This is a genomic window from Flectobacillus sp. BAB-3569, assembly GCF_002270355.1.
Taxonomy (GTDB): domain Bacteria; phylum Bacteroidota; class Bacteroidia; order Cytophagales; family Spirosomataceae; genus Flectobacillus; species Flectobacillus roseus.
In genome coordinates, this window is sequence record NZ_NJFZ01000032.1 from 14156 (window position 1) to 36161 (window position 22006).

Annotated in this window: 12 protein-coding genes; 7 read left to right on the forward strand and 5 right to left on the reverse strand. The window is 37.4% G+C overall.

Features of this window, described 5'->3' with window-relative positions; genetic code table 11:
- Positions 1-122: 122 nt before the first annotated feature.
- On the forward strand, positions 123-3059 hold the full coding sequence (locus BWI92_RS22945) for a triple tyrosine motif-containing protein (RefSeq protein WP_095167213.1): 2937 nt from the start codon (positions 123-125) through the stop codon (positions 3057-3059).
- 69 nt (positions 3060-3128) lie between these two features.
- On the opposite strand, the gene BWI92_RS22950 is transcribed toward BWI92_RS22945, so the two are convergent.
- The 3 genes from BWI92_RS22950 to BWI92_RS22960 all read right to left on the reverse strand — a co-directional run bounded on the left by BWI92_RS22950 (position 3129) and on the right by BWI92_RS22960 (position 6376).
- Positions 3129-4100 (reverse strand): hypothetical protein, encoded by a 972-nt coding sequence (locus tag BWI92_RS22950; RefSeq protein WP_095167215.1) that lies wholly within the window; start codon positions 4098-4100, stop codon positions 3129-3131.
- A 158-nt stretch (positions 4101-4258) separates the two neighbouring features.
- On the reverse strand, positions 4259-5566 hold the full coding sequence (gene murA, locus BWI92_RS22955) for a UDP-N-acetylglucosamine 1-carboxyvinyltransferase (protein ID WP_095167217.1): 1308 nt from the start codon (positions 5564-5566) through the stop codon (positions 4259-4261).
- 84 nt (positions 5567-5650) lie between these two features.
- Positions 5651-6376 carry a DUF4290 domain-containing protein gene (locus BWI92_RS22960; protein WP_095167219.1) on the reverse strand — a complete coding sequence of 242 codons (726 nt, stop codon included), beginning with the start codon at positions 6374-6376 and terminating at the stop codon, positions 5651-5653.
- Positions 6377-6692: 316 nt separating this feature from the next.
- Between BWI92_RS22960 and BWI92_RS22965 the strand changes: the two genes are divergently transcribed.
- Positions 6693-8078 (forward strand): FAD-binding oxidoreductase, encoded by a 1386-nt coding sequence (locus BWI92_RS22965; RefSeq protein ID WP_095167222.1) that lies wholly within the window; start codon positions 6693-6695, stop codon positions 8076-8078.
- Positions 8078-8767 (forward strand): cyclase family protein, encoded by a 690-nt coding sequence (locus BWI92_RS22970; protein WP_229363493.1) that lies wholly within the window; start codon positions 8078-8080, stop codon positions 8765-8767. The genes BWI92_RS22965 and BWI92_RS22970 overlap by 1 nt, the downstream gene beginning before the upstream one ends.
- A gap of 66 nt (positions 8768-8833) precedes the next feature.
- Here BWI92_RS22970 and BWI92_RS22975 read toward each other — a convergent pair whose 3' ends face one another.
- Entirely contained in the window at positions 8834-9964 is a 1131-nt protein-coding gene (locus tag BWI92_RS22975) for a hypothetical protein (protein WP_095167226.1), read from the reverse strand.
- A gap of 208 nt (positions 9965-10172) precedes the next feature.
- Positions 10173-11408: an ROK family protein gene (locus BWI92_RS22980; protein ID WP_095167228.1), complete on the reverse strand. Its 1236-nt coding sequence runs from the start codon at positions 11406-11408 to the stop codon at positions 10173-10175.
- A gap of 838 nt (positions 11409-12246) precedes the next feature.
- On the opposite strand from BWI92_RS22980, the gene BWI92_RS22985 reads away from it, so the two are divergent.
- The 4 genes from BWI92_RS22985 to BWI92_RS23000 all read left to right on the forward strand — a co-directional run bounded on the left by BWI92_RS22985 (position 12247) and on the right by BWI92_RS23000 (position 21808).
- Positions 12247-15330: a SusC/RagA family TonB-linked outer membrane protein gene (locus tag BWI92_RS22985; protein ID WP_095167230.1), complete on the forward strand. Its 3084-nt coding sequence runs from the start codon at positions 12247-12249 to the stop codon at positions 15328-15330.
- A 27-nt stretch (positions 15331-15357) separates the two neighbouring features.
- Entirely contained in the window at positions 15358-16941 is a 1584-nt protein-coding gene (locus BWI92_RS22990) for a SusD/RagB family nutrient-binding outer membrane lipoprotein (protein ID WP_217903463.1), read from the forward strand.
- Positions 16942-17162: 221 nt separating this feature from the next.
- Positions 17163-20420: a VCBS repeat-containing protein gene (locus BWI92_RS22995; protein WP_095167232.1), complete on the forward strand. Its 3258-nt coding sequence runs from the start codon at positions 17163-17165 to the stop codon at positions 20418-20420.
- A 59-nt stretch (positions 20421-20479) separates the two neighbouring features.
- On the forward strand, positions 20480-21808 hold the full coding sequence (locus BWI92_RS23000; protein ID WP_095167234.1) for a vanadium-dependent haloperoxidase: 1329 nt from the start codon (positions 20480-20482) through the stop codon (positions 21806-21808).
- Positions 21809-22006: the final 198 nt, after the last annotated feature.

Consider the following 22006-nt stretch of genomic DNA (forward strand, 5'->3'; position numbering starts at 1 on the left):
TGGAAGTGTTCTCAAAAATCGAATTCTTTGTTTAAAATTGATTATTCGGATAACAAACTGTAAATCAGAATAATTATTACCACAACGCCATTTGTTTAGATTTGATAAAGACCTTACACAACATGCTCAGAAAATTATACTTTACTTTTTTGCTATTAATTCTCATTTCCACTCCACAACTGTTATCTCAAAACTCTGGGATTAGTTTTGAGCGCCTCGGAATTAAGGAAGGGTTATTGTCCAAAGAGGTTCAGTTTATTACCAAAGATGCCCAAGGATTTTTGTGGTTGGGTTTCAAACAAAGTATTAGTCGCTACGATGGCTATCATTTTACCCATTTCCCACAAGCTGAAATGCTCTTCGGTTTGTCTTCAGACCACAAAGGGAAAATCTGGTTTGCCAACATTAATGGACTTTTCAGCCTTGATGAAAAAAGCTTAAAAATCCAGAAAGAAATCTCTTCCAACCTCCACGATGCTTTTCCCGAAAATGACCATTACGAAAATATTTATGCTGATAGTCAAGGACGAGTTTGGTCCAATGATTTTAACAATATTAAGTGTTATGAACCACAAACTAAGCATTTAAAAGTCTTTCGTATTACGCCAAGTTATCAGTTTAATATCTTCAAAAGCCGTTTTGTGGAGGATATCCAAGGGCGTGTTTGGGTTACCAATCAGTGGGGAATACAGTGCTATGACCCACTGAGAAAACGTTTATGGAAGGTTTTGAAAAATCAATCTGTAAGTGATATTGCATTTTTGAGCAAGGATTCTGTCTTGTTTGCGACGCCGAATGAAGGTATTTTTTTACTAGAAATCTCCCTAAAACGGATTAGTCCTTTCGTCAAGCTTCCTTCTAAGTCTGACGTTCCTGTGTTTTTGAAACCCGCTCATTTACCATCGCATTTTTGGCTTGGCACTGACCGTTCTTTGTATCTTTTTAATGCTCAGGAGCAGTCATTTATAGATTTTTCTAATCTTAGAGAAGAAGGGATTACCATGAAGGATTGTTATTTGGATACCCAAAATCAAATCACATGGTTAGCCTCTTCGGTAGGACTTCTCAAGCATGATTTTGCCATAGATGCAACGCTTCTACAGGTAGATTTGCCCAAAAAACTGGTGGCATTTCCAGTAAAAGTCACCTGCTTTTTTCATGAAAATTCAGAACGCAATTGGCTAGGACTTTCGCATACGGGGGTGTTATCATGGAATGAGAAAAATAACGATTTTCAAATGTTTGCTATTCCTAATGGCGCGCCAGTCAATCAGCTTCTGAAAGATGATACAGGAAATCTTTTGGCTTGTACTCAGAGAGCCATTTTTAGATTAAACCTTGAGAAAAAGTCTTGGGAAAAGCTTATTTCTTTTTCCACCAATATCAAAAAGGTATGTCTGACTAGGCAGCATCAACTGTGGTGCTTACCTGAATGGGGAGCGATTCAGGTATATGATTGGCAGACACATCAGTTAGTTCAGCCTTGGAAAGAGCTCCCTTATCAAAACTTTTTTCAGCAAAATGTTTTTACGGATATTCTCGAAACGGAGGATGGAAATCTATGGTTTTCGGCGTGGTTTCCTAAAGGTTTTGGGATTGCTCATTTTGACATCAAAAAGAAACAATTTGTTTTAGCCGAAAATCAAAATAAGCATACCGATTTTGTTACCGATTATTATTTAAGCTTGGCTTACCACGCTCCTAATACTATTGCTATATCTGGATATGGTGGGTTTAATGTGCTGAATACTGTGACTGGGAAAATAATTCGGACAGGAGCATCAGGAAATCTTAAACTAAAAGGAGGAAATTGTAACTCGATTGTGTTGGATAAAAAAGGTACTATTTGGATGGGTACTACCGAAGGGGTATGTTCGGTAGGGAAACAGAACCAAGTGTCTTATTTTTCCGAAAAAGATGGCTTGACCGAAAATGATGTGGTACATGGCTATAGCCTAAATTCGGCCAACCAATTATGGCTTGGTTTTACGAATCAGTTTAATATTTTGCAGTTGGAAAGGCTTCAACAGAAGCATATTAAATCAAATTTAAAAATCTCTACCATCGAAATTTTGGGCGATACTACATTGGTCAATACCCATGAATCGCTAGTGTTTGAGCCCCAGCAGAATAATTTAACGATTAGACTAAGTCCTTTGAACTTTAAATCAGCTTCGCAAAATCACATTCGTTTTAAACTAGCCGATATTCATGAAAATTGGATAGATAATGGAAATGCTGAAATGATAAGCTTTTCGAATTTATCGCCAAAACAATATGAATTATTAGTACAACAAGGCGATAGTCAAGGGAATTGGGCAAGTGTGCCTTTGGCGATTAATTTTGAAATTAAACCTCATTTTTATCAAACTTGGTGGTTTCAGACATTATTAGGATTTCTAGTGCTGGTGGCTGTTTATAGCTTTTATTTGTACCGTATTAGGCAAATTAAAGAGATATATACCGTGAGAAATAAGATTTCGGCTGATTTGCATGATGAAGTAGGTTCAACCATCAGCGGGATCAATATTATCAGTAATATCCTCAAACAAAGACTCATAGAACAGCCTGAAAATAAGGGCTTTGTCGAACGGATCTCAGAAGATGCCAAAAAGATAGCAGAGGCATTAGACGATATTGTGTGGAGTATCAAACCTCAAAATGATAGTTTAGAAAATGTACTTTCTCGTATGACACGCTATGCCAGCGAGCTGTTTGAGGCAAAGAATATCAACTATCAATTACAACTTCCTGAGGACTTGAGCGGTATTGCTTTGCCCATGGAAAAACGACATGACATCTATTTGATTTTCAAAGAAACCGTCAATAATATCGCCAAGCATAGTCAATGTACCGAAGCGAGTATAAAGATTATGATTCAAAAAAAATCAATCCTTCTTTCGATTCAAGACAATGGCGTTGGATTCGATACCAACCAAAAAACGGATAGAAATGGTATCCAAAATATCAGAGAAAGAGTCAATAAATACCAAGGAAAGCTTGATATTCAGAGTAACCCAAAGACGGGAAGTTTATTCTTGATTGATTTGCCAATTTGAAAAAATAGAGAGATTTCGCGTGATATCTTCCTAATTAAAGACTAAGTCTTTAATTAGGAAGAATGAATATTATTTAGTCAGTGAGTAGGCTTCAGCTCGTTGTTTTTCAATCTGAAGAATATTATTTTGAATATCTTTCATGATGTTTTTTGTCCACCAACTGGCATAGAAATTAAAAGTGGTCGTTAGTTTGAAATTACTGAATAAGTGAAGTCGGTAAGAATTATTACCTAACTTTTCGAGTTCGTAAGTGCCATTGAGCACATCAAAATATTTTCCTCCAACCACCAAATGTTCATCCATAGTTGTAAGCGGAATTTCGTGAGGAAGTGCTTTGATGGTAAATGACATTTTTTTGAGAGGAATATATTCTGTTACAGTTTCATGGAAAACGAGTCCATTGGTAAATATAGCAGCACGATATGCACCAACACCTTCATAATTGAGCTCGGCTTTTACAGGACGAGGAAAATTGAGCAAATGCGTAAGATAACCTTGGTCTTCTTTTTCTGAAATTTCTCTAACTCTAGTTACATTACTCCAAATCTTCTCCGCTGGCGCTTTTATGTCGATATAGGTATATGCTTTGTATTCAGAGGTATGTGCGCCAATCATTTGCTCGACTGGAGATATAAGAAAGGGAAGGACAGTCAACGCTGATAGTTGTAGCCGATTATTCTTATCTCTTTTTTTCAAATTTACTCCATATCGCCCTCCAATTGATGCTGCGATTAAAAAAATAGGGGCTATCATCAGTAGGCAAGGCCAGCCCTCAATGGCAAATAAAAATGTGACAAAGAAGAAAATCAATATTGGTATCCAAGGAAGAAAGGCTGCTTTTGCTTTGGTATTTGTATAGTTTTCGGAGGCTAAATAGGTAGTCAATGTCCCCACGATAAAGGGAACAAAAAACAAAAAACTGATAGACATTAACGAAAAAATTCCTTCAAGACGAGGTATTTTGTAGAGCAACCTTAGTGCAAGTGCATACGCAACAGGAATGCCAATGAGATAAAGCAGTGTTTTTTGTTTGATGTTCATGAATGTGGTATGTTAAATATTTATCTCTTAAAGATAGCGAATTAGCCGATTAAACAATCATGAAAACATCTAGGGTCAGACCTTTATTTTTAGAACAAAAAAAACACTTCAGCACCATGAATCGCTGAAGTGTTTTAACACTGGGCCTTTGTACTATTCTATAAACGAACAATCTCGGCACCAATTGCATTAAGACGGGTATCAATATTTTGATAACCACGGTCAATCTGCTCAATATTTTCAATAATTGATGTTCCTTTAGCTGAAAGTGCTGCAATCAACAACGAAACCCCTGCACGAATATCGGGTGATGTCATACGGATTCCACGTAATTGTTGTTGACGGTTCAAACCAACAACCGTAGCACGGTGTGGGTCACAAAGAATAATTTGAGCGCCCATTTCAATCAATTTATCCACGAAGAATAAACGGCTTTCAAACATTTTTTGGTGAATCAATACTGTTCCTTTTGCTTGAATCGCTGTTACCAATACAATACTCAACAAGTCTGGAGTAAAGCCAGGCCAAGGGTGGTCAGAAACAGTTAGCATTGAACCATCGATGAATGTTTCTAATTCATAATGGTCTTGTGCTGGAACAAAAATATCATCTCCTCTGAATTCCAATTTGATACCTAATTTTTGGAATACCTGTGGCATAATCCCCAAATCAGGAATTGAACAATTTTTGATGGTAATTTCTGATTGAGTCATAGCCGCCAAACCAATGAATGAACCAATTTCAATCATATCTGGAAGCATAGTATGCTCTGTTCCATGCAATTCTGATACACCTTCGATAGTCAATAAGTTTGAACCTACCCCTGAGATTTTAGCCCCCATGCGGTTCAACATTTTACACAACTGTTGCAAATAAGGCTCACAAGCAGCGTTGTAAATAGTGGTTGTACCTTCTGCCAATACAGCAGCCATTACGATGTTGGCTGTACCTGTTACCGATGCTTCGTCGAGCAACATATAGGCACCTTGCAAATGCGAAGCATCAACTTCATAGATACCGCCATCTTCTTGACTGTAGTTAAACTTAGCACCCAATTTCATGAAGCCATGAAAGTGAGTATCCAAACGACGACGACCGATTTTGTCACCACCTGGAGAAGGAATTCTACCTTTTTTAAAGCGAGCCAAAGTTGGTCCCAATAACATTACTGAGCCTCTCAAAGCCGCTGCTTTACGCTTATATGTTTCTGAATTTAGATAATCAAGGTTTACTTCTGAGGCATCAAACTTGATAGAAGAATCACTCAAACGTGTGCAACGAACACCCATATCGCCCAATAACTCAATCAATTGATTTACGTCACGGATGTTAGGAATGTTGTGAATGGTAACGGGTTCTTTGGTCAAAACCACCGCACACAAGATTTGCAAAGCTTCGTTTTTGGCTCCCTGAGGGATAATCTCGCCTTTTAGGTGGCGACCGCCTGTTACTTTAAATGATGCCATATACTATTTTATAATTAAGGGATAATGCGCCCGTTAAGCCTAATGGTCTATTATTTTGTTGATTTGTGTTTGAGGCCAACAGCACTATCGTTTTCCGTTGTTACGATTATTGTGATTGTTTCTATTGTCGTTGTTGCGTGGACCGTTCGAATTACGATTATTATTACGATCGTTTCTTTCGTTTTGGTGATTGTTATTACGACCACCGAAATTACGATTGCTGTTATTGTTATTATTGTTGTTGCGGCCGTTACTAGAATTGTTATTGCTGGTAGCAGGGCGTGCATTGCGCAAATTGCCTAAAGCAGATTTTCCAGAGATACCTTCTACCACAGGAGCCAATAAATTATTTGACATTTCTAACAAATGACCCCAAATAACTTCATCGTCGACTACTTCCTTGTTCCAGTTTTGGTAAAAAGTTTTCATTAATCGAGCGATGTGTGCTACCAAAATACGCTTTTCTTCTTCATTACTTTCAGCGATAGCACGCTTAATCAACAACTCAACATTGCGACCATAGTAGCGAAAACGTAGTTCGTTTACGTTGTATGGTACTTGTTTTGGTAGCTTTCCTACGGCATCTGGCGATGGAGGAGGAAAGGGGCTGTCGACATCCAATTTGAAGTTTGACATAATATACAAGTCATCCCACAGTTTGTTGGAATAATCCTGATTATCACGCATATTCGGATGTACTTGACGCATCAGTTCGACAAGCAAGTAAGCATATTTGGTACGCTTTTCTTTGTCTTGAACCGATAATATATAATCAACTAATTTCTGGACGTTTGTGCCGTATTCTTTCATTGTGCTATTGAGTGAATGAATGAAGAAGCGTTATGCCTACAACAGGCAAAGAAAACGCCTACGCTTTCTTCTTTTCTGACTCATGGCAAAAATAGGAATAATTCGCTGCTATAAAAAATATTTAATTCGAATGAAAGACGAAAATATCTTTACTTGGAATTGCTATTGACAGAGAAGTAATAATTTTGAATTATGTCCTTTAATCTTCGGTATCTATGTTATTTCGAAAGATGACCGCTCTTAGACGTTTCTTTTACTTTGAAAAGAGAAATTCCAAAGCAACATTTTATTGTATCCATAAAACACAAGCATATAAATGAATGATATTGTAGAAAAACTCCAAGCGTTGTTTGGTTCAGACTGTATTCTTTCTCAAGCAGACGCCTCTCATCGCCCTGCAAGTGTTTGGATGGCAGGCGAGGCACTTTACTGCAAAGCTTTGGCTCGTCCAAAAAGTGCTGAAGAACTAGCCGAAATCATGCGTATTTGTCATGAATACGCCCAACCTGTTGTGCCACATGGAGGCTTGACAGGCGTTGCTGGGGGAACTAAGGTTTCGGGTGATGAGATTGCCATTACATTGGAACGAATGAACAAAATAGAAGAAATAGATGTCATAAATAAAACGGTGACGGTGCAAGCTGGGGTTATTTTGCAAGATTTACAACAAAGGGTGGCTAAACAAGGTTTTTTATTTCCTTTGGATTTGGGCGCAAAAGGCAGTTGTATGATTGGAGGCAATATAGCAACCAACGCTGGCGGACTTCAGGCATTGCGTTATGGTGTTATGCGACAATTAGTGTTGGGCTTAGAAGTAGTTTTGGCCGATGGTACTATCATTTCATCAATGAATAAAATGATGAAAAATAATGCAGGCTACGACCTTAAACAACTATTCATTGGGTCGGAAGGAACTTTAGGTATTATCACCAAAGCCGTATTAAGAATAGAAGATGCTCCTCAATCCCGTAATACGGCTTTAGTATGCCTTGAAAGTTTTCAGGATGCGGTTCAGTTTTTACATGAAGCTAAAAAGTGTCTCAATAGTTTGCTGACCACCTACGAGATTATTTGGCAGGATTATTACCAATTGATGACTTCGGCGCCATCGCCGTATTCAGCTCCATTGCCACAGAATGCACCTTTTTATGTGCTAATCGAAGCATTGGGTCAAAACCCACAAACCGATAAAGACCTTTTTGAAGAATTATTAGAAAATTGTTTTGAAAAAGAGATTATTACCGATGCTGCCTTGGCAAAGTCTCAACAAGAACTAGACTGGTTTTGGGGAATAAGAGAGCAGGTAGAACTCATTTTTCAGGTTCATAATCCTGTGTTTTTATTTGATATAAGTTTGCCTATCAATACCATGGAATCCTATGTTGAAGAAATAAAAGGCAAACTTCAGAACAGATTTGAGCAGGTGGAATGTTATGCTTTTGGACACATGGGTGATGGTAATTTACACCTTTTTGTAAGTACTGACGAAAACGCTATAAGTACAAGACACCAAGTAGAGGAAATTGTTTTGACACCACTTAGAGCTATTGGCGGCTCTATTACTGCCGAACATGGTGTTGGTTTAGAGAAAAAGAGGTGGTTACATTTAAGTCGAAGTCAAGAGGAAATAACATTGATGAAAACCTTGAAAGCTGCTCTAGACCCCAAAGGAATATTGAACAGAGGAAAAATATTTGAATAATGGAAATAATTGATTTGAGCCAAGAAATATTCGATGGAATGTCGGTTTTTCATAGCTTACCAGCCGTAAAAATGGAAATTCATGCTACCCATGAGCAGTGGGATGGATTGGTTGATGCTGAAACTCAAACTCCGAGTGTTTATAAATTAGCCATAAGTGAGCACACAGGTACACATGTCGATGCACTTAATCACATGGGTAGAGAATTTGCAGGACAGTCGATAGACACGATGCCTTTATCTATGTTTTATACTGAAGGTATTTGCTTGGATTTGAGTCACAAAGGGCTGCAAGAATTCATTACGTCAGAAGATTTACATAAAGCTTGCGAAAAAGCCAGTCTTGATATCAAAAAAGGAGATACTGTATTGCTATATACCGATCATTATCGAAAGTATTTTGCCACAGAAAATTGGAACAAAGGACCGGGATTGACTGCGGAGGCAACTCAATGGTTAGGGGAGAAGCAAATATCTGCCTTTGGCGTAGAAACTCTTTCACCAGGGATACCCAAAATAAGCAATAAAGAGGTACATTATATCTGCGGAAAAATGGGCTTTACGCATTATGAAAATATGGTTAATCTTCATCAGCTAATCGGGCGTGGACGCTTTCAGTTTATTGCTTTGCCACTTAAAATCAGAGGAGGAACGGGGTCGCCTGTACGAGCGGTGGCAGTGTTTGAGTAATTTAATTAAAAAGATGTCACCGAAATTACTACTACATTTATTTCGGTGACATCAATGTAGATCGTTTTACTCAATTTTAAATCTTGTGCTTGGTTTAGTGCTTTCTGTGATAGTGGCTATCACTCTTCCAGATTTTGTAACAATTGATGCTCCAACTTTCACATATATACCCTCAATCATTTTGTTTCCAATTCGTTTCAGCGTATTGCTCATACCATTGACCGTGTAGTACACATCTTCACCTGTTAAATTTTGTAATTCAACTTTGAAAGTTTTATCGCTCGAGCTACTACTTTTCGACGAGCTTGAACTACTATTTCTCGAACCATTAAAAAGCGATGCATTAGCCTCATCAATAGCTTTGTAGGCCTCTTTTTGACCGTCAATTTTTAAATCATCTCTTTGTTGATAAGCCTTTTGGTGGGTAATTAGCATATCATAAAGTTGTTCGTCGGTTAATGAAAGAGCTTTTGATTCTTTATTTTTTGCATAAAGAACCATAACTGGATCCATTTTTTCACTTTTTACATCACTTGCATCACGACCACCTTTGGGAATGTAGTAAAGTCCACTGCCTGGCGTTATTAAAATCAAACCGGGTTCGATTAATACCAAATGCAGATTGGAAGCATCTTTCAAGGTTTCTTTTGATTCCTTTACATACTCTCCGTCTTTGACCACTTTCTGTTTTGCATAAAAACCATAAAATGCTGAATTGCCAATAGTAGCGTCAAATCGTGGCTGTTTGATAGCCGAACTAATTTTAAGTACAAGGTCTGCAGGAAAATCATTGCGACCAATAATTAGAGAAGGTACATTTTCTTCGATACCATAACTTGGCGTTAGTTTTACTTTTACAGCATTTGCTTCCTTCTCAAAACTCACTAAAAACTTTCCAATGGCTTTGTCTGGTTTTCCTTCTTCTTTGCCACACACAAATAGCTCACGCGTGTAGTAAATACCAGCAAGTCCGTAAGGATCTTTGGTAATACCTTTTGCCTCAAGGACATTTTTAGAGGCATCTTCCTTTTGTTTTTCATAGAGTGCTTTGCTAGGCTTGGCACCAGTACCACTTCCTCCTGCTACGGATTCAGCTTTTTCCTTAAGTTTTTGTAAAAAACCTTGGGCATTGATCTGACTGCTTGAAAGTCCTATAGTAATGCCTAGGCAGAAAAGAGAGACAAATGGTTTTTTCATAGCGGATTGTTTGAATTATTGTTTTTGTTCCGCTAAACTATGGCAAATAAATCTTTGAGGTTATCCAAATTGTATGTAGGTAGATTTAGAGAAAATGTAAGGAGTGTTTGATTTTACCAAAATGATTTTGACCAAATAAAAAACTCTCATCAAAAGTCGTTTGTGACTGTCAGATGAGAGTTCGTAATATCAAATAATTTGTCAATGATTAATCTTCTGCCAGTACCTTATTGAGCGCATAAGCTTGTAGACCTAACACTTTGGCAGATTCGCCGAGCTCAGAAATGACAATACTCAAATTTTCTTTGTAATCAGCCAAGCAGTATTTGTAAATCGCTTGTTCGATTGGATTACTGATAAATTTGCCAGCTTTGGCTAAAGCACCATTGATAATAATGGTTTTGGGATTGAGCAAGTGTACTGCAATAGCCAGACCTTTCCCCATTTCTTTACCAATATCATGGAGTAAGTCAATCGCAAGTCCATCACCACGATTGGCAACTTCAATTACCATTTCGATATCGATTTGGTCAATATTTTTATTCGCTAATTGCGAAACACGTCCTTCTTTCAATAATTCCTTGATACGTTTGATAAGGTATGATGCCTTTGTAACGGTATCTAAGCAACCTACTTTGCCGCAATGACAAAGTTCTCCGTCTGGTCGCACCTGAATATGCCCTAATTCACCAGCAAAGCCAGATTCTCCTTGTAGAACCTGTCCATTGACAAGCACCCCAAAACCTACGCCACCCCAGTCCATATTTACGGTAATGGCATGTTGCATGTCTTTAGCGAGTCCAAAATGGTGTTCGCCCAAAGTAATAGCTTGTGTATCGTTGATGATGAATACTGGTAAATGCAGCGCACTTTTCATGAGATAGACTAAACTTCCTCCATCAGCTACTACATGTGGGTACGTGTAGTTGAGGCCTGTACGAGGGTTAATCAAGCCCGGCATAGACACACTGATACCCACAAAATGTTCAACTCTGTAGGCAGCAATGGCTAGAAATTTCTCAACGGCTCTAATTAATTGGTCGGCGATAGGACTATCGCCATCAATGCAAACAGGAATGTCATCGCTGTACATTACCTTGTTTTGAAGATTAAGGATATAAGCTTTCGATTGATAGGTGTTAATATCCAGTGCTAAAACAAAACGTTCGTAGGGGTTTAGGCTATACAGAGTAGGTTTACGTCCTAGTTGAACCTCTGCAATACCAACTTCAATTACCCACTTTTCATTGATAAGCTCTTCGACCAATGCTGTGACAGAAGGCACACTGGTGTGTAGCTGTTTGGTCAACTGGGCAATGGTAAAATTACCACCATTGTAAAGGTGTTGTAAAAGTTTCTTTTTTAGTTTGTTTTTCTTTAAATCAACAATTGACTCTCTCTCGACGATTTCGCTATCCGGAGCAGATTTGTACAAATCAGACATATATTCAGGGATAAGAATTCAAGTATGTGGTTATGAGTAGACTGACTATTACTCGACCAACATAGACTTCGTTAAACAGTTCTAAAAGGTTTACATTTTTTATAAATAGTTTGATAGGCTTTCTGATAAGTGGAGCTTAGTATATAAGTTAATCAAGATGTAGTATCTGAGAAGACACTTGAAAAATTACCTACCGTGCTGTTATTCAAAAATGAAGAAAGTCAATCCTGAATAAATATTACTAAATGAGCTGATATTTTCTACTGGTTCAGTCTACAATACCACAAAAAAAAGAAAAATTAATATTTTCAGCAACAAGTATATGATTTAATCTTAAAAAAACTTGTGGGGTCTGTCGGCTTTTGTAGAAAATACTTACTATATTAATATATTTTAAAAAAATGTTAAGTACTTTTACTCGAATTATATAGGGTTTTGTTTTAATATTTTAAAATTATATGTAATATTACAATAAAATTTGCAAATTATATTTTGTTTTCGTTATTTTTAATTCATGAATATTTTGAATATGAATTGAGTGAGTAAAATTCCTATTTGGTATACAAACGTTTTTTTTTGTACTAATTATTAAAATAATTTACTAATATCGCATACTTATTGAGATATTAAATGAAATACCTGTATTATTTTGAGTTTAAGTGAAATTGATTCAGCATTTTTTTAATAATTACATAATCCCAATTTTCCACGTTATACTATTCTTAACCATCCATGAAAAAAGCATTATTTGCCACCAATCCCCCTTAGGGAAAAGTATCCCTTTTTATCATTCATATTAACATCCAATTCAATTTTTTCACTGAAACAGTTCATAAAAATGAAAGCATGCAAAAGTAAATTTACTCTCTTATTTACTGCATTACTGTTCCTTTCTTGGCAAACTATCTTTGCTCAAGGCCCAATAAAAGGTAAAGTAACTGATAGTAATAATACACCTTTAGCAGGAGTTAACATTCTGATTAAAGGTACTTCAAAAGGTACAGTGTCTGATGCAGTTGGTAGTTATTCTATTAACGTACCTAAAGGCGGAGTATTGATTTTTAGATCTTTGGGTTTTGCAACGCAAGAAGTTGCTGTTGGCGACCGTGCTGTGGTAGATGTAGCACTAGAGGCTACAGTTGAAAACCTACAAGAAGTGGTTGTAACAGCCTTGGGTGTTCAAAAAGACAAAAAAGCACTCGGCTATGCAGTAACAGAGTTAAAAGGAGGAGAGTTTACGCAAGCTCGTGAACTTAACCTAGGTAATGCACTTTCGGGTAAAATTGCCGGTGTAAACGCTACAAGTACAGCAACGGGCCCTGGTGGTTCTAGCCGTGTAATTATCCGTGGTAACGGTTCTTTGGGTGGTAATAACCAACCATTGTATGTTATCAACGGTGTTCCAATGGATAATACTAACGTTAACTCGGCAGGTATGTGGGGTGGTTTCGATACAGGGGATGGTTTGAACTCTATCAACCCTGATGATATCGAGTCTGTAACAGTATTGAAAGGTGGTGCTTCTGCGGCACTTTATGGTTTCCGTGCTGGTAGTGGTGTAATTTTGATTACAACAAAAAGTGGTAAAGGACAAAAAGGTTTAGGTGTTGATTTCAACTCTACATTTACAGCAGAAACTCCTTTGAACCTTACTGATTATCAGTATTTGTATGGTTCAGGTACTAGAGGTGCTAAACCTACGACTAAAGACGAGGCGATTGCAGCTGGTAGATTTTCGTGGGGTGCTAAATTGGACGGTTCTTCAGTAATTCAACCAGATGGTGTATCTCGCGCTTATGTTGCTCAAAAAGATAACATTAAGAATTTCTACAACGTAGGTAGTACTTTCTCTAATACATTAGCGATTTCGGGTGGTAACCAAGATTTGAACTTCCGTTTTTCAATGTCAAATGCTGACTCGAAAAGCGTTGTTCCTAACTCGACATTTAGCCGTAAGTCATTCAACTTGGCTACAAATGGTACACTGGCGAAAAAATTAACTTTCCAAAGTGTTGTTCAGTATAACGTAGAAAATGGTGAAAACCGTTCTTTCTTGTCTGATACTCCTAAAAACCCTAACGTTGCAGCTCAGTTGTTGGCTACAAGTATTGACATTCGTACTTTAGCTCCGGGCGTAGATAGCCGTGGCTATGAATCTCTTTGGAATGATAACGTTTATGCTCAAAACCCGTATTTTGCTACTAACTACGTAAAGAACACAGATGATCGTAATCGTTTTATGGGTTCATTCAACTTACGTTATAATTTGACTGATAACTTGTATGCAAAAGCTCGTTTGGGTACAGACTACAACCAATTGAAATTCTGGCAGATTGAACCAACAGGTATCGCTTACAACACTCGTGGTAGTTTGAGTCAAAGTGAGCGTAAAATCACTGAAACTAACGCTGAGTTAATCATCGGATATACGAAAGAAATTGGTGATTATTCAGTAAATGCGTTCGTTGGTGGTAACCAAATGTCAAAAGTGAGTGAGGGTACAGGTATTAGTGGTGGTCAATTTAACGTTCCTTTCAACTATTTTCCTAGTAACTTGATTCAGAGTAACTGGAACTACGACTATCAAAAGTTTGCAGTAAACTCAGTCTATGGTTCGGCTGACTTATCTTACAAAAACATGTTGTTTTTGACATTGACAGGTCGTCAAGACTGGTTCTCTACATTAGACCCTAAGAATAATAACATTTTCTATCCAGCAGTAAGTACTGGTTTTGTATTCTCAGATGCCTTGGCTTCTCGTCCAAATTGGTTGACTTATGGTAAAGTACGTGCATCTTATGCTACAGTAGGTGGTGGTTATCCAGGTGCTTATGCCTTGAACTTACCATATACATTACAGTCAAACTCGTATATGGGATACCCATTGATGAACATTGGTACAAGTACAATTCCTAACTCTCAATTGAAGCCAAATACTACAACAACAACGGAATTAGGTTTTGACTTAAAAACGCTTGATAATCGTTTAGGTTTAGATTTGACATTGTACAATCGTGTAACTGAGAACGATGCAGTTAGAGCTTCAGTATCATCATCTAGTGGTTATTCGGATGTATTATTGAACGTAGGTCGTGTTGAAAACAAAGGTATCGAGGTTTTATTAACTGGTACTCCAGTAAAAACTTCTAACTTGAAATGGGATGTTAGCTATAATTTCGCTTATAATGACAACAAGGTTATCAAGATTGCAGACGGTTTGACAAATCTTTCAATGGATGAATCAAGAACTCGTAATGCTTATATCTATCACTTTGAAGGACAGGCATTTGGTATGATTGCAGGTTACCGTGCTAAAAAAGATGCAAATGGTAATACTGTGTACAACAAAGATACAGGTTTGCCAATACAAGGCGAATTTACTTCATTGGGTAGAGGTGTTCCTCCAGTAACAATGGGTTTAACTAACACATTTAGCTACAAAAACTTCAACCTTAGCTTCTTGATTGATGCTAAATTCGGAGCTTCTTTGTACTCTGCAACAAATGCTTTTGCAACTCGTTTTGGTTTGACACAACGTACAGTTGCTAACAACGTTCGCGAAAGTGGTGTTACTGTAACTGGTGTTGATCAAAATGGTGCTCCATTTACTAAGACGATTTCTGCTCAAGACTACTTCACTGGTATTTCAACTACTATTACTGATGAGTTTGTGTACAACGCCAACTTTGCTAAGTTGAGACAATTGACATTTGGTTATAATGTTCCAAAATCATTCTTGGCTAAGACTCCAATCCAATCATTATCAATCAACTTTGTTGCTCGTAACTTGTTGATGATTTTCAACAATGTTCCTAACATTGACCCTGAATCAACTTACAACAACGGCAATGCTCAAGGTTTGGAAATGTTTGGTGTACCAACTACTCGTAGCTTTGGTTTGAACTTGTCAGCTAAATTCTAGTCTTTTTACTAAAATCTTTTGAAAATAATGATCAGATATATCAAACAAAAAAGAGGATTAATGCTAACAGGAATGCTCACTGCAGCGACAATGTTAGCTACATCATGTGATAAGGGTTTTGAGGAAATGAACAAAAACCCTAATGCTCTTACTGACCCTGTTTTAGAAAACCTTTTCACATACAATCTTGTAAAAACGGCTGGTACTGGATATGAAAACCACCGTGCCAACTTGATTTATTGTGGTGCAATGGTTCAGCATTTTGCTTCATTGAATACCTATTGGTCAGGTGATAAATACCTTTCAAACGTGGAGTATTACAGTGCTTACTTTGATACAGGTTACCAAAACCAAGTAAAGGAAATTGAGCAAATTATTTCATTGACGAAAGACAATACAGCATTGTCAAACAAATACAATGTAGCTCGTATCTGGCGTGCTTATATCTATAGCCGCATGACTGACCTTTATGGTGATATTCCATACTCGGAAGCAGGAAAAGGTTATTTGTCGAACTTGTATGCTCCAAAATATGACAAACAAGCAGATATTTATGCTGATTTGTTGAAAGAGTTAGAGCAAGCTGGTGGTGCTTTAGATGCAACAAAAGCTACTTATGGAACTGCTGATGCTGTTTATGGTGGAGATGTTGCAAAATGGAAACGCTTTGCAAACTCATTGATGTTACGTTTAGGTATGCGTTTGACTAAAGTAGATGCTAGCGCTGCTCAAACTTGGGTGAGAAAAGCAATTTCTGGTGGAGTAATGCAAAGTAATGATGACATTGCAAAAATTAATCACCAAGATACCAATGATAATAATCGTAACTTAGATGGTAATACGTTGAGAACTCAAGAATACGATGCTGCTAACTTGAAAGGTAAAGCAAACAGTAAATTGAGTAAAACATTTGTTGATTTCTTGAAAAACAACAATGACCCTCGTTTACCATATTTTGCTACTTTATGGCAAGGAAACGCTGATGCTACTCAATTAGCAACAGCTTCTGCTCCAGCAGTACAAAAAGGTCTTCCAAATGGTTATGATAATACAACCATCAAAAACCTTATTACAACTTGGAACGATAATTCATTGGCTGAATATTCAGAGGCTAATTTGAACTATGTAGCTAGTAATGCTGCTCCAACGTTATTCCAAACTTATGCTGAGGTAGAATTATTGTTGGCAGAAGCTGCTTTGCGTGGATGGGGTGACGGTCAAGCTGCTACTCACTATAACAAAGGTGTGACTGCTGCTATGAAAATGTTTAGCTTGTATGGTGCAACAATCTCTGATGCGGCGATCACAGCTTATTTGACTGCGCATCCATATAATGCTACAACAACTAATACTCAGATGGAACAGATTCATACTCAGTATTGGGCAGTTAACTTCCTAAACTCTTATGAGGCTTATGCTAACTGGAGACGTACTGGATACCCTGCTTTGACGCCAACAAACTACCCTGGTAACGAAACAGGTGGTGTTATTCCACGTCGTTTGAAATACCCTCAGTCAGAGTCATCTAAAAATGCTGCTAACTACAATGCAGCTGTGGCTCAACAAGGCGCTGATTTATTTACTACTCGTATGTGGTGGGATAAACAATAATCTATTACCCAAACAGGCACATATTTTCTGTGCCTGTTTTCTTTTAACTTATAGTTTAAAGAATAGTAATAACGTGTAAAATACTTTTAGTGTACAGCTTAGTTTTTCTTGAAATTATATTCAAAATGCCTCCCTCAAAGAGGCATTTTGAATAATTTGAGGTTTTGATTAATTTACCTCTTTAACTAATTGCGGACATCAACGCTCAATTCTTTTGCCTCATGAGACTCCTGCTAGCATTTTGTGTATCATTTCTTTTCTTCCCAACAATTGGTCAATTTAGATTGCTTTCGCCAACTGAAACGGGAATCTCTTTTAAAAATCAGCTTACTGAAAATGAAAAGCATAATGTTTTGGCTTATGAATATTTTTATAATGGAGGAGGAGTAGCGGCAGGTGATTTTAATAATGATGGACTAATAGATTTGTATTTTACTGGTAATATGGTTTCTGATCGTATTTACCAGAATATGGGAAAAATGAAATTTAAAGACCAGACTGCTAGTGCTGGTATTAGTAAAGGAAATGGTTGGAAAACAGGTGTAACCTTGGTGGACATAAATCAAGATGGTTGGTTAGATATTTATGTTTGTTATTCGGGAGATGGTGATGAAGCTTCAAGAAGAAATAGACTATATATAAATCAAAAGAACTTTCAATTTGTTGAAAAAGCCTCGCAGTTTGGACTAGACCTACCAACAAACTCAACTCAAGCTTCATTTTTTGATTACGATAAAGATGGCGACCTCGACTGTTTTTTACTCAACCATAGCATTAAAGATTATAAACGCTTTGATGCCTCGGTTCTAAAAAGTCAGCGAGACCCTCAAGCAGGTGATAGGCTCTTGCGTAATGATCATGGAAAGTTTATTGATGTGAGCGAACAGGCGCATATCAAAGGAAATCCCCTTGGGTTTGGATTGGGTATTGCCATTGCTGATATTAATCAAGATAGCTGGCCTGATATCTATGTGTCAAATGATTATATCGAACAAGATTATCTCTATATCAATCAAAAAGATGGCACTTTTTCGGATCAATTGGAGACTTCTGTTGGGCATTTAAGTCAGTTTTCAATGGGAAATGAGGTGGTGGATATCAACAATGATGGTTTGCCTGATATTTTGACCTTAGACATGTTACCAGAGGATAATCGTCGCCAAAAACTACTTTATGGCCCCGAAAACTATGAGAATTATAAATCTATGGTTCGTAATGGGTTTTATCATCAAATTATGCGTAACATGTTGCAGTTAAATAATGGTGATGGGACATTTAGTGAAATAGGACAGTTGGCTGGAGTATCTAATACAGATTGGAGCTGGGCACCGCTTGTGGCAGATTTTAACAATGATGGTCAAAAAGATATATATATTACAAATGGCTATTTGAGAGATTACACCAACATGGACTTTATGAAGTTTTATGCTGATAAAGAGCTAAAAGCAGCTCAAGGGAGTCCTACTGCCTTAATGGATATTATCAAAGAAATGCCTTCTACACTTACTAAAAACTATTTCTTCTTGAATAAGGGTAATCTCCAATTTGAAGATAAAACTACTGCATGGGCGTGCGATCAACTTCGCCTTTCCAATGGGGCTATATATGCCGATTTGGACAATGATGGCGATTTAGAAATAGTCACAAATAATGTTAACCTTGAGGCCAGTATTTACCTGAATGAACAAACTCAAGGAAACTATATTGCATTTGACATAGATGGGTTATTAGATGCCAAAACTTATGGAACCAAAGTTTTGGTGTATCAAAGTGGACAAAAGCAATTAAGAGAGCATTTCCCAACAAGAGGCTTTCAATCTTGTATGATGATTCCACTACATTTTGGGCTAGGGAAAACCAAAGTAGATAGTGTACAAATTATTTTTCCTAACAATAAGAAGCAAACACTTCTAAATCCGGCAATAAACCAAGTTCATAAAGTTAAAGTTCAAGAACCTTTTGGCCAATGGGCTGTAAATCTCCAAGCTCCATATTTTAAACAAATTGATACTGACACCTTACCCTACGGCAATGTAGAGGATGATTATAACGACTTCAAGCGCCAATTGCTTTTACCAAATATGTTATCATACATTGGTCCTAAGACTGCACATGGCGATGTAAATGGAGATGGGTTAGTAGATATATATGTCGGTGGCTCGAAGGGCCAATCAGGTGCTATTTTACTTCAACAACCCAATGGTTCGTGGATAGGAACCGAACAAGCTAGTATCGATAGTGATATCATGTGTACCGATACAGATGCTATTTTTTTTGATGCAGACAAAGATGGCGATTTGGACTTGTATGTCGTAAGTGGAGGATACTCCTACCTTCCTGATGATTTATTGTTACAAGATAGACTTTACCTAAACGATGGTAAAGGTAATTTTAGGAAGGCAGAAGATAATCTGGTGACAGGTGATTTGAATAGTGACTCTTGTGTAATGACCATTGATTTTGATAAGGATGGCGACCTAGACCTAGTAATCGGAGGAAGAATAATTCCTGGGAAGTACCCTTTTTCTCCTGGAAGTCGATTGCTACAAAATGATGGCAAAGGTTTTTTTACAGATGTTACGAAAGAATTAGCACCCGCTCTTGAAACTTTAGGGAGAATAACTGCTGGCAAAAACATTGACATTGATGGTGATGGATGGGAGGACTTAGTTTTAGTGGGAGAATGGCAGCCTATCCTTTGGATTAAAAATACAAATGGTAAATTTTTGTCTTCTGAATTATTACTATCAAATTACCCTAGCATTGGCTGGTGGTCATCTTTAGAATCTGCCGATTTGGATAACGATGGTGATTTGGACTTGGTGGTTGGAAATTATGGTAAAAACAATCAATTGAAGCCTAGTTTACAGACGCCTGTGTCCCTAACATACGCGGATTTTGACCAAAATGAGGCTATCGATCCATTTGTGAATTACTATGTGCAAGGGAAAACTTATCCATTGGTAAGCCGTGATGAAGCTTTAAATCAAGTATTTTCATTAAGAAAAAAGTTTCCTAATTATACTAGTTACGCTGATGCAAGTATGGAGCAACTTTTTACCCCAGAACAGTTATCCAAAGCCAGTAAATTAGAAGCAAATCAGTTTGAGTCGATTGTATTGCTCAATCAAGGAAAAGGAATATTCAACCCCATCCCTCTTCCAGTCGAAGCGCAAATGTCACCAGTATATGCCATTAGTTTATTAGATGTTAATTTAGATGGTTTTAAGGATCTAGTTTTAGCTGGAAATCTCTTTCATTCTAGAATTAAAATAGGCAGAATGGATGCTAACTATGGTCAGTTATTTTTGAACAAAGGAAATGGTACATTTACCTATATACCTCAAAATCAATCTGGTTTCCAAGTAAAAGGTGAGGTAAGAGATATGGTAATTATCCCTCAAACAAAAGGTAGCCAAATACATTTTTTTAGAAATAATGACAGTGTAAAAAGCTATCGTTTGAATAGCAAAAAATAGAACTCAAACATCTCCACTTTCACATACTCGTGTAAGGATGATTGTAAATACTTTCCATTATGAATATTTCTCGCATTTTTCCATTTTTTGTGATGACACTCTTGGCTTTACAATCTATAGCGCAACCAAAGCCTAAAGCCAATTCAACGTTATCCACCACAGACTATGTTAAATCCCTAAAGAAAATAACTGATGTCATGGTCGAAGATGTTACGGGTCCCTGTGCCGCAGCCAGATACTATGCGTACACTACTTTGGCAGCGTGGCAGGTAAATGCATTATGTGAACACAATACCTCAGCCAATCAAGTTCTCTCTCAATTGAGACAGTATCCTCAGCTTGGAGATTTGAAGATAGGAGAATCTGTTGTAGCAGATTTTGCATCAATATATACTTTATTAAGAATGGGGGAAGAGCTATTACCCTCTGGATATTTGTTGGAGAAACCTAAGTTAGAGTTAATTCAAAAGGCTCAGCTTCAATTGACTCCAAAAGCGTTTGCTGAATCAAAAATATTGGCTGATAGCGTAGTAAAAAGATTTGTGAAATATGCTTTAAAAGATGGTTACGTAAAAACGAGTGGTTATTTAAGATATACACCAATCAATAAACCTGGATACTGGCAACCGACCCCACCAGCATATACAGAAGCGTATGAGCCTCATTGGCGAACTCTTCGCCCTTTTGTACTAGATAGTGCTGCTCAATTTAAACCCAATCCTCCTGTAGTTTACAGTGCAGACCCAAAGAGTGAGTTTTATGCTCTTACCAAAGAAGTATACGAGGCATCTCGAAACCTGACAAAGGACCAATTACATATTGCAAATTTCTGGGATTGTAATCCTTTTTTCTTAAACCAAAAAGGACATATCAGTTTTGGGACAAAGAAGATTTCTCCTGGGGGGCATTGGATGGGAATTACTGGTATCGCATGTACTCAAAAGAAATTAGACCTAAATAAAACGATTCGAACGCATGCACTTGTTGCCATGACGATGGCGGACGCTTTTATTTCTTGTTGGGATGAGAAATATCGAAGTAACCGAATAAGACCCGAAACGGTGATCAATCAGTGGATAGATCCAGCATGGAGAGCTGTCCTACAAACTCCTCCTTTTCCAGAATATACGAGTGGACATAGCGTTGTATCTGCTTCTGTAGCAACAGTTTTAACTGCGCTAGTAGGTGATAATTTTGCCTATACAGATGTGGTAGAAGTAGAGTTTGGAGTTCCTGCTCGAAAATTCAAATCTTTTAAACATGCTGCCCAAGAAGCAGCCATCTCTAGACTCTATGGGGGAATCCATTTTCGAGATTCAATTGAAGATGGTGGTAAACAAGGAGAAAATATAGGTGAGTATATTTTGAAGAAATTAGCATTAAAATAATAGTATCTAAGTTTTGATAAGTAATAGTGCAAAATAAGATTTGATTTATGTGCTTTAGGGACAAGTCAACGGGCACAAGGCACAGAGTGTTAAAATGCTTTTATTGACCTCATCCATGCTTTTTTACAAAGCCCACCGCCGAAAGCCGATACCTGAAGGCCCAAAGCACAATCTTAAATTTTATTTTGCCCACTAACT

Coding starts and splice junctions, on each gene's coding strand:
- BWI92_RS23000 (WP_095167234.1), top strand. CDS start 20,480: ATGAATATTTCTCGCATTTTTCCATTTTTTGTGATGACACTCTTGGCT.
- BWI92_RS22945 (WP_095167213.1), top strand. CDS start 123: ATGCTCAGAAAATTATACTTTACTTTTTTGCTATTAATTCTCATTTCC.
- murA (WP_095167217.1), bottom strand. CDS start 5,566: ATGGCATCATTTAAAGTAACAGGCGGTCGCCACCTAAAAGGCGAGATT.
- BWI92_RS22985 (WP_095167230.1), top strand. CDS start 12,247: ATGAAAGCATGCAAAAGTAAATTTACTCTCTTATTTACTGCATTACTG.
- BWI92_RS22970 (WP_229363493.1), top strand. CDS start 8,078: ATGGAAATAATTGATTTGAGCCAAGAAATATTCGATGGAATGTCGGTT.
- BWI92_RS22950 (WP_095167215.1), bottom strand. CDS start 4,100: ATGAACATCAAACAAAAAACACTGCTTTATCTCATTGGCATTCCTGTT.
- BWI92_RS22975 (WP_095167226.1), bottom strand. CDS start 9,964: ATGAAAAAACCATTTGTCTCTCTTTTCTGCCTAGGCATTACTATAGGA.
- BWI92_RS22990 (WP_217903463.1), top strand. CDS start 15,358: ATGATCAGATATATCAAACAAAAAAGAGGATTAATGCTAACAGGAATG.
- BWI92_RS22960 (WP_095167219.1), bottom strand. CDS start 6,376: ATGAAAGAATACGGCACAAACGTCCAGAAATTAGTTGATTATATATTA.
- BWI92_RS22980 (WP_095167228.1), bottom strand. CDS start 11,408: ATGTCTGATTTGTACAAATCTGCTCCGGATAGCGAAATCGTCGAGAGA.
- BWI92_RS22965 (WP_095167222.1), top strand. CDS start 6,693: ATGAATGATATTGTAGAAAAACTCCAAGCGTTGTTTGGTTCAGACTGT.
- BWI92_RS22995 (WP_095167232.1), top strand. CDS start 17,163: ATGAGACTCCTGCTAGCATTTTGTGTATCATTTCTTTTCTTCCCAACA.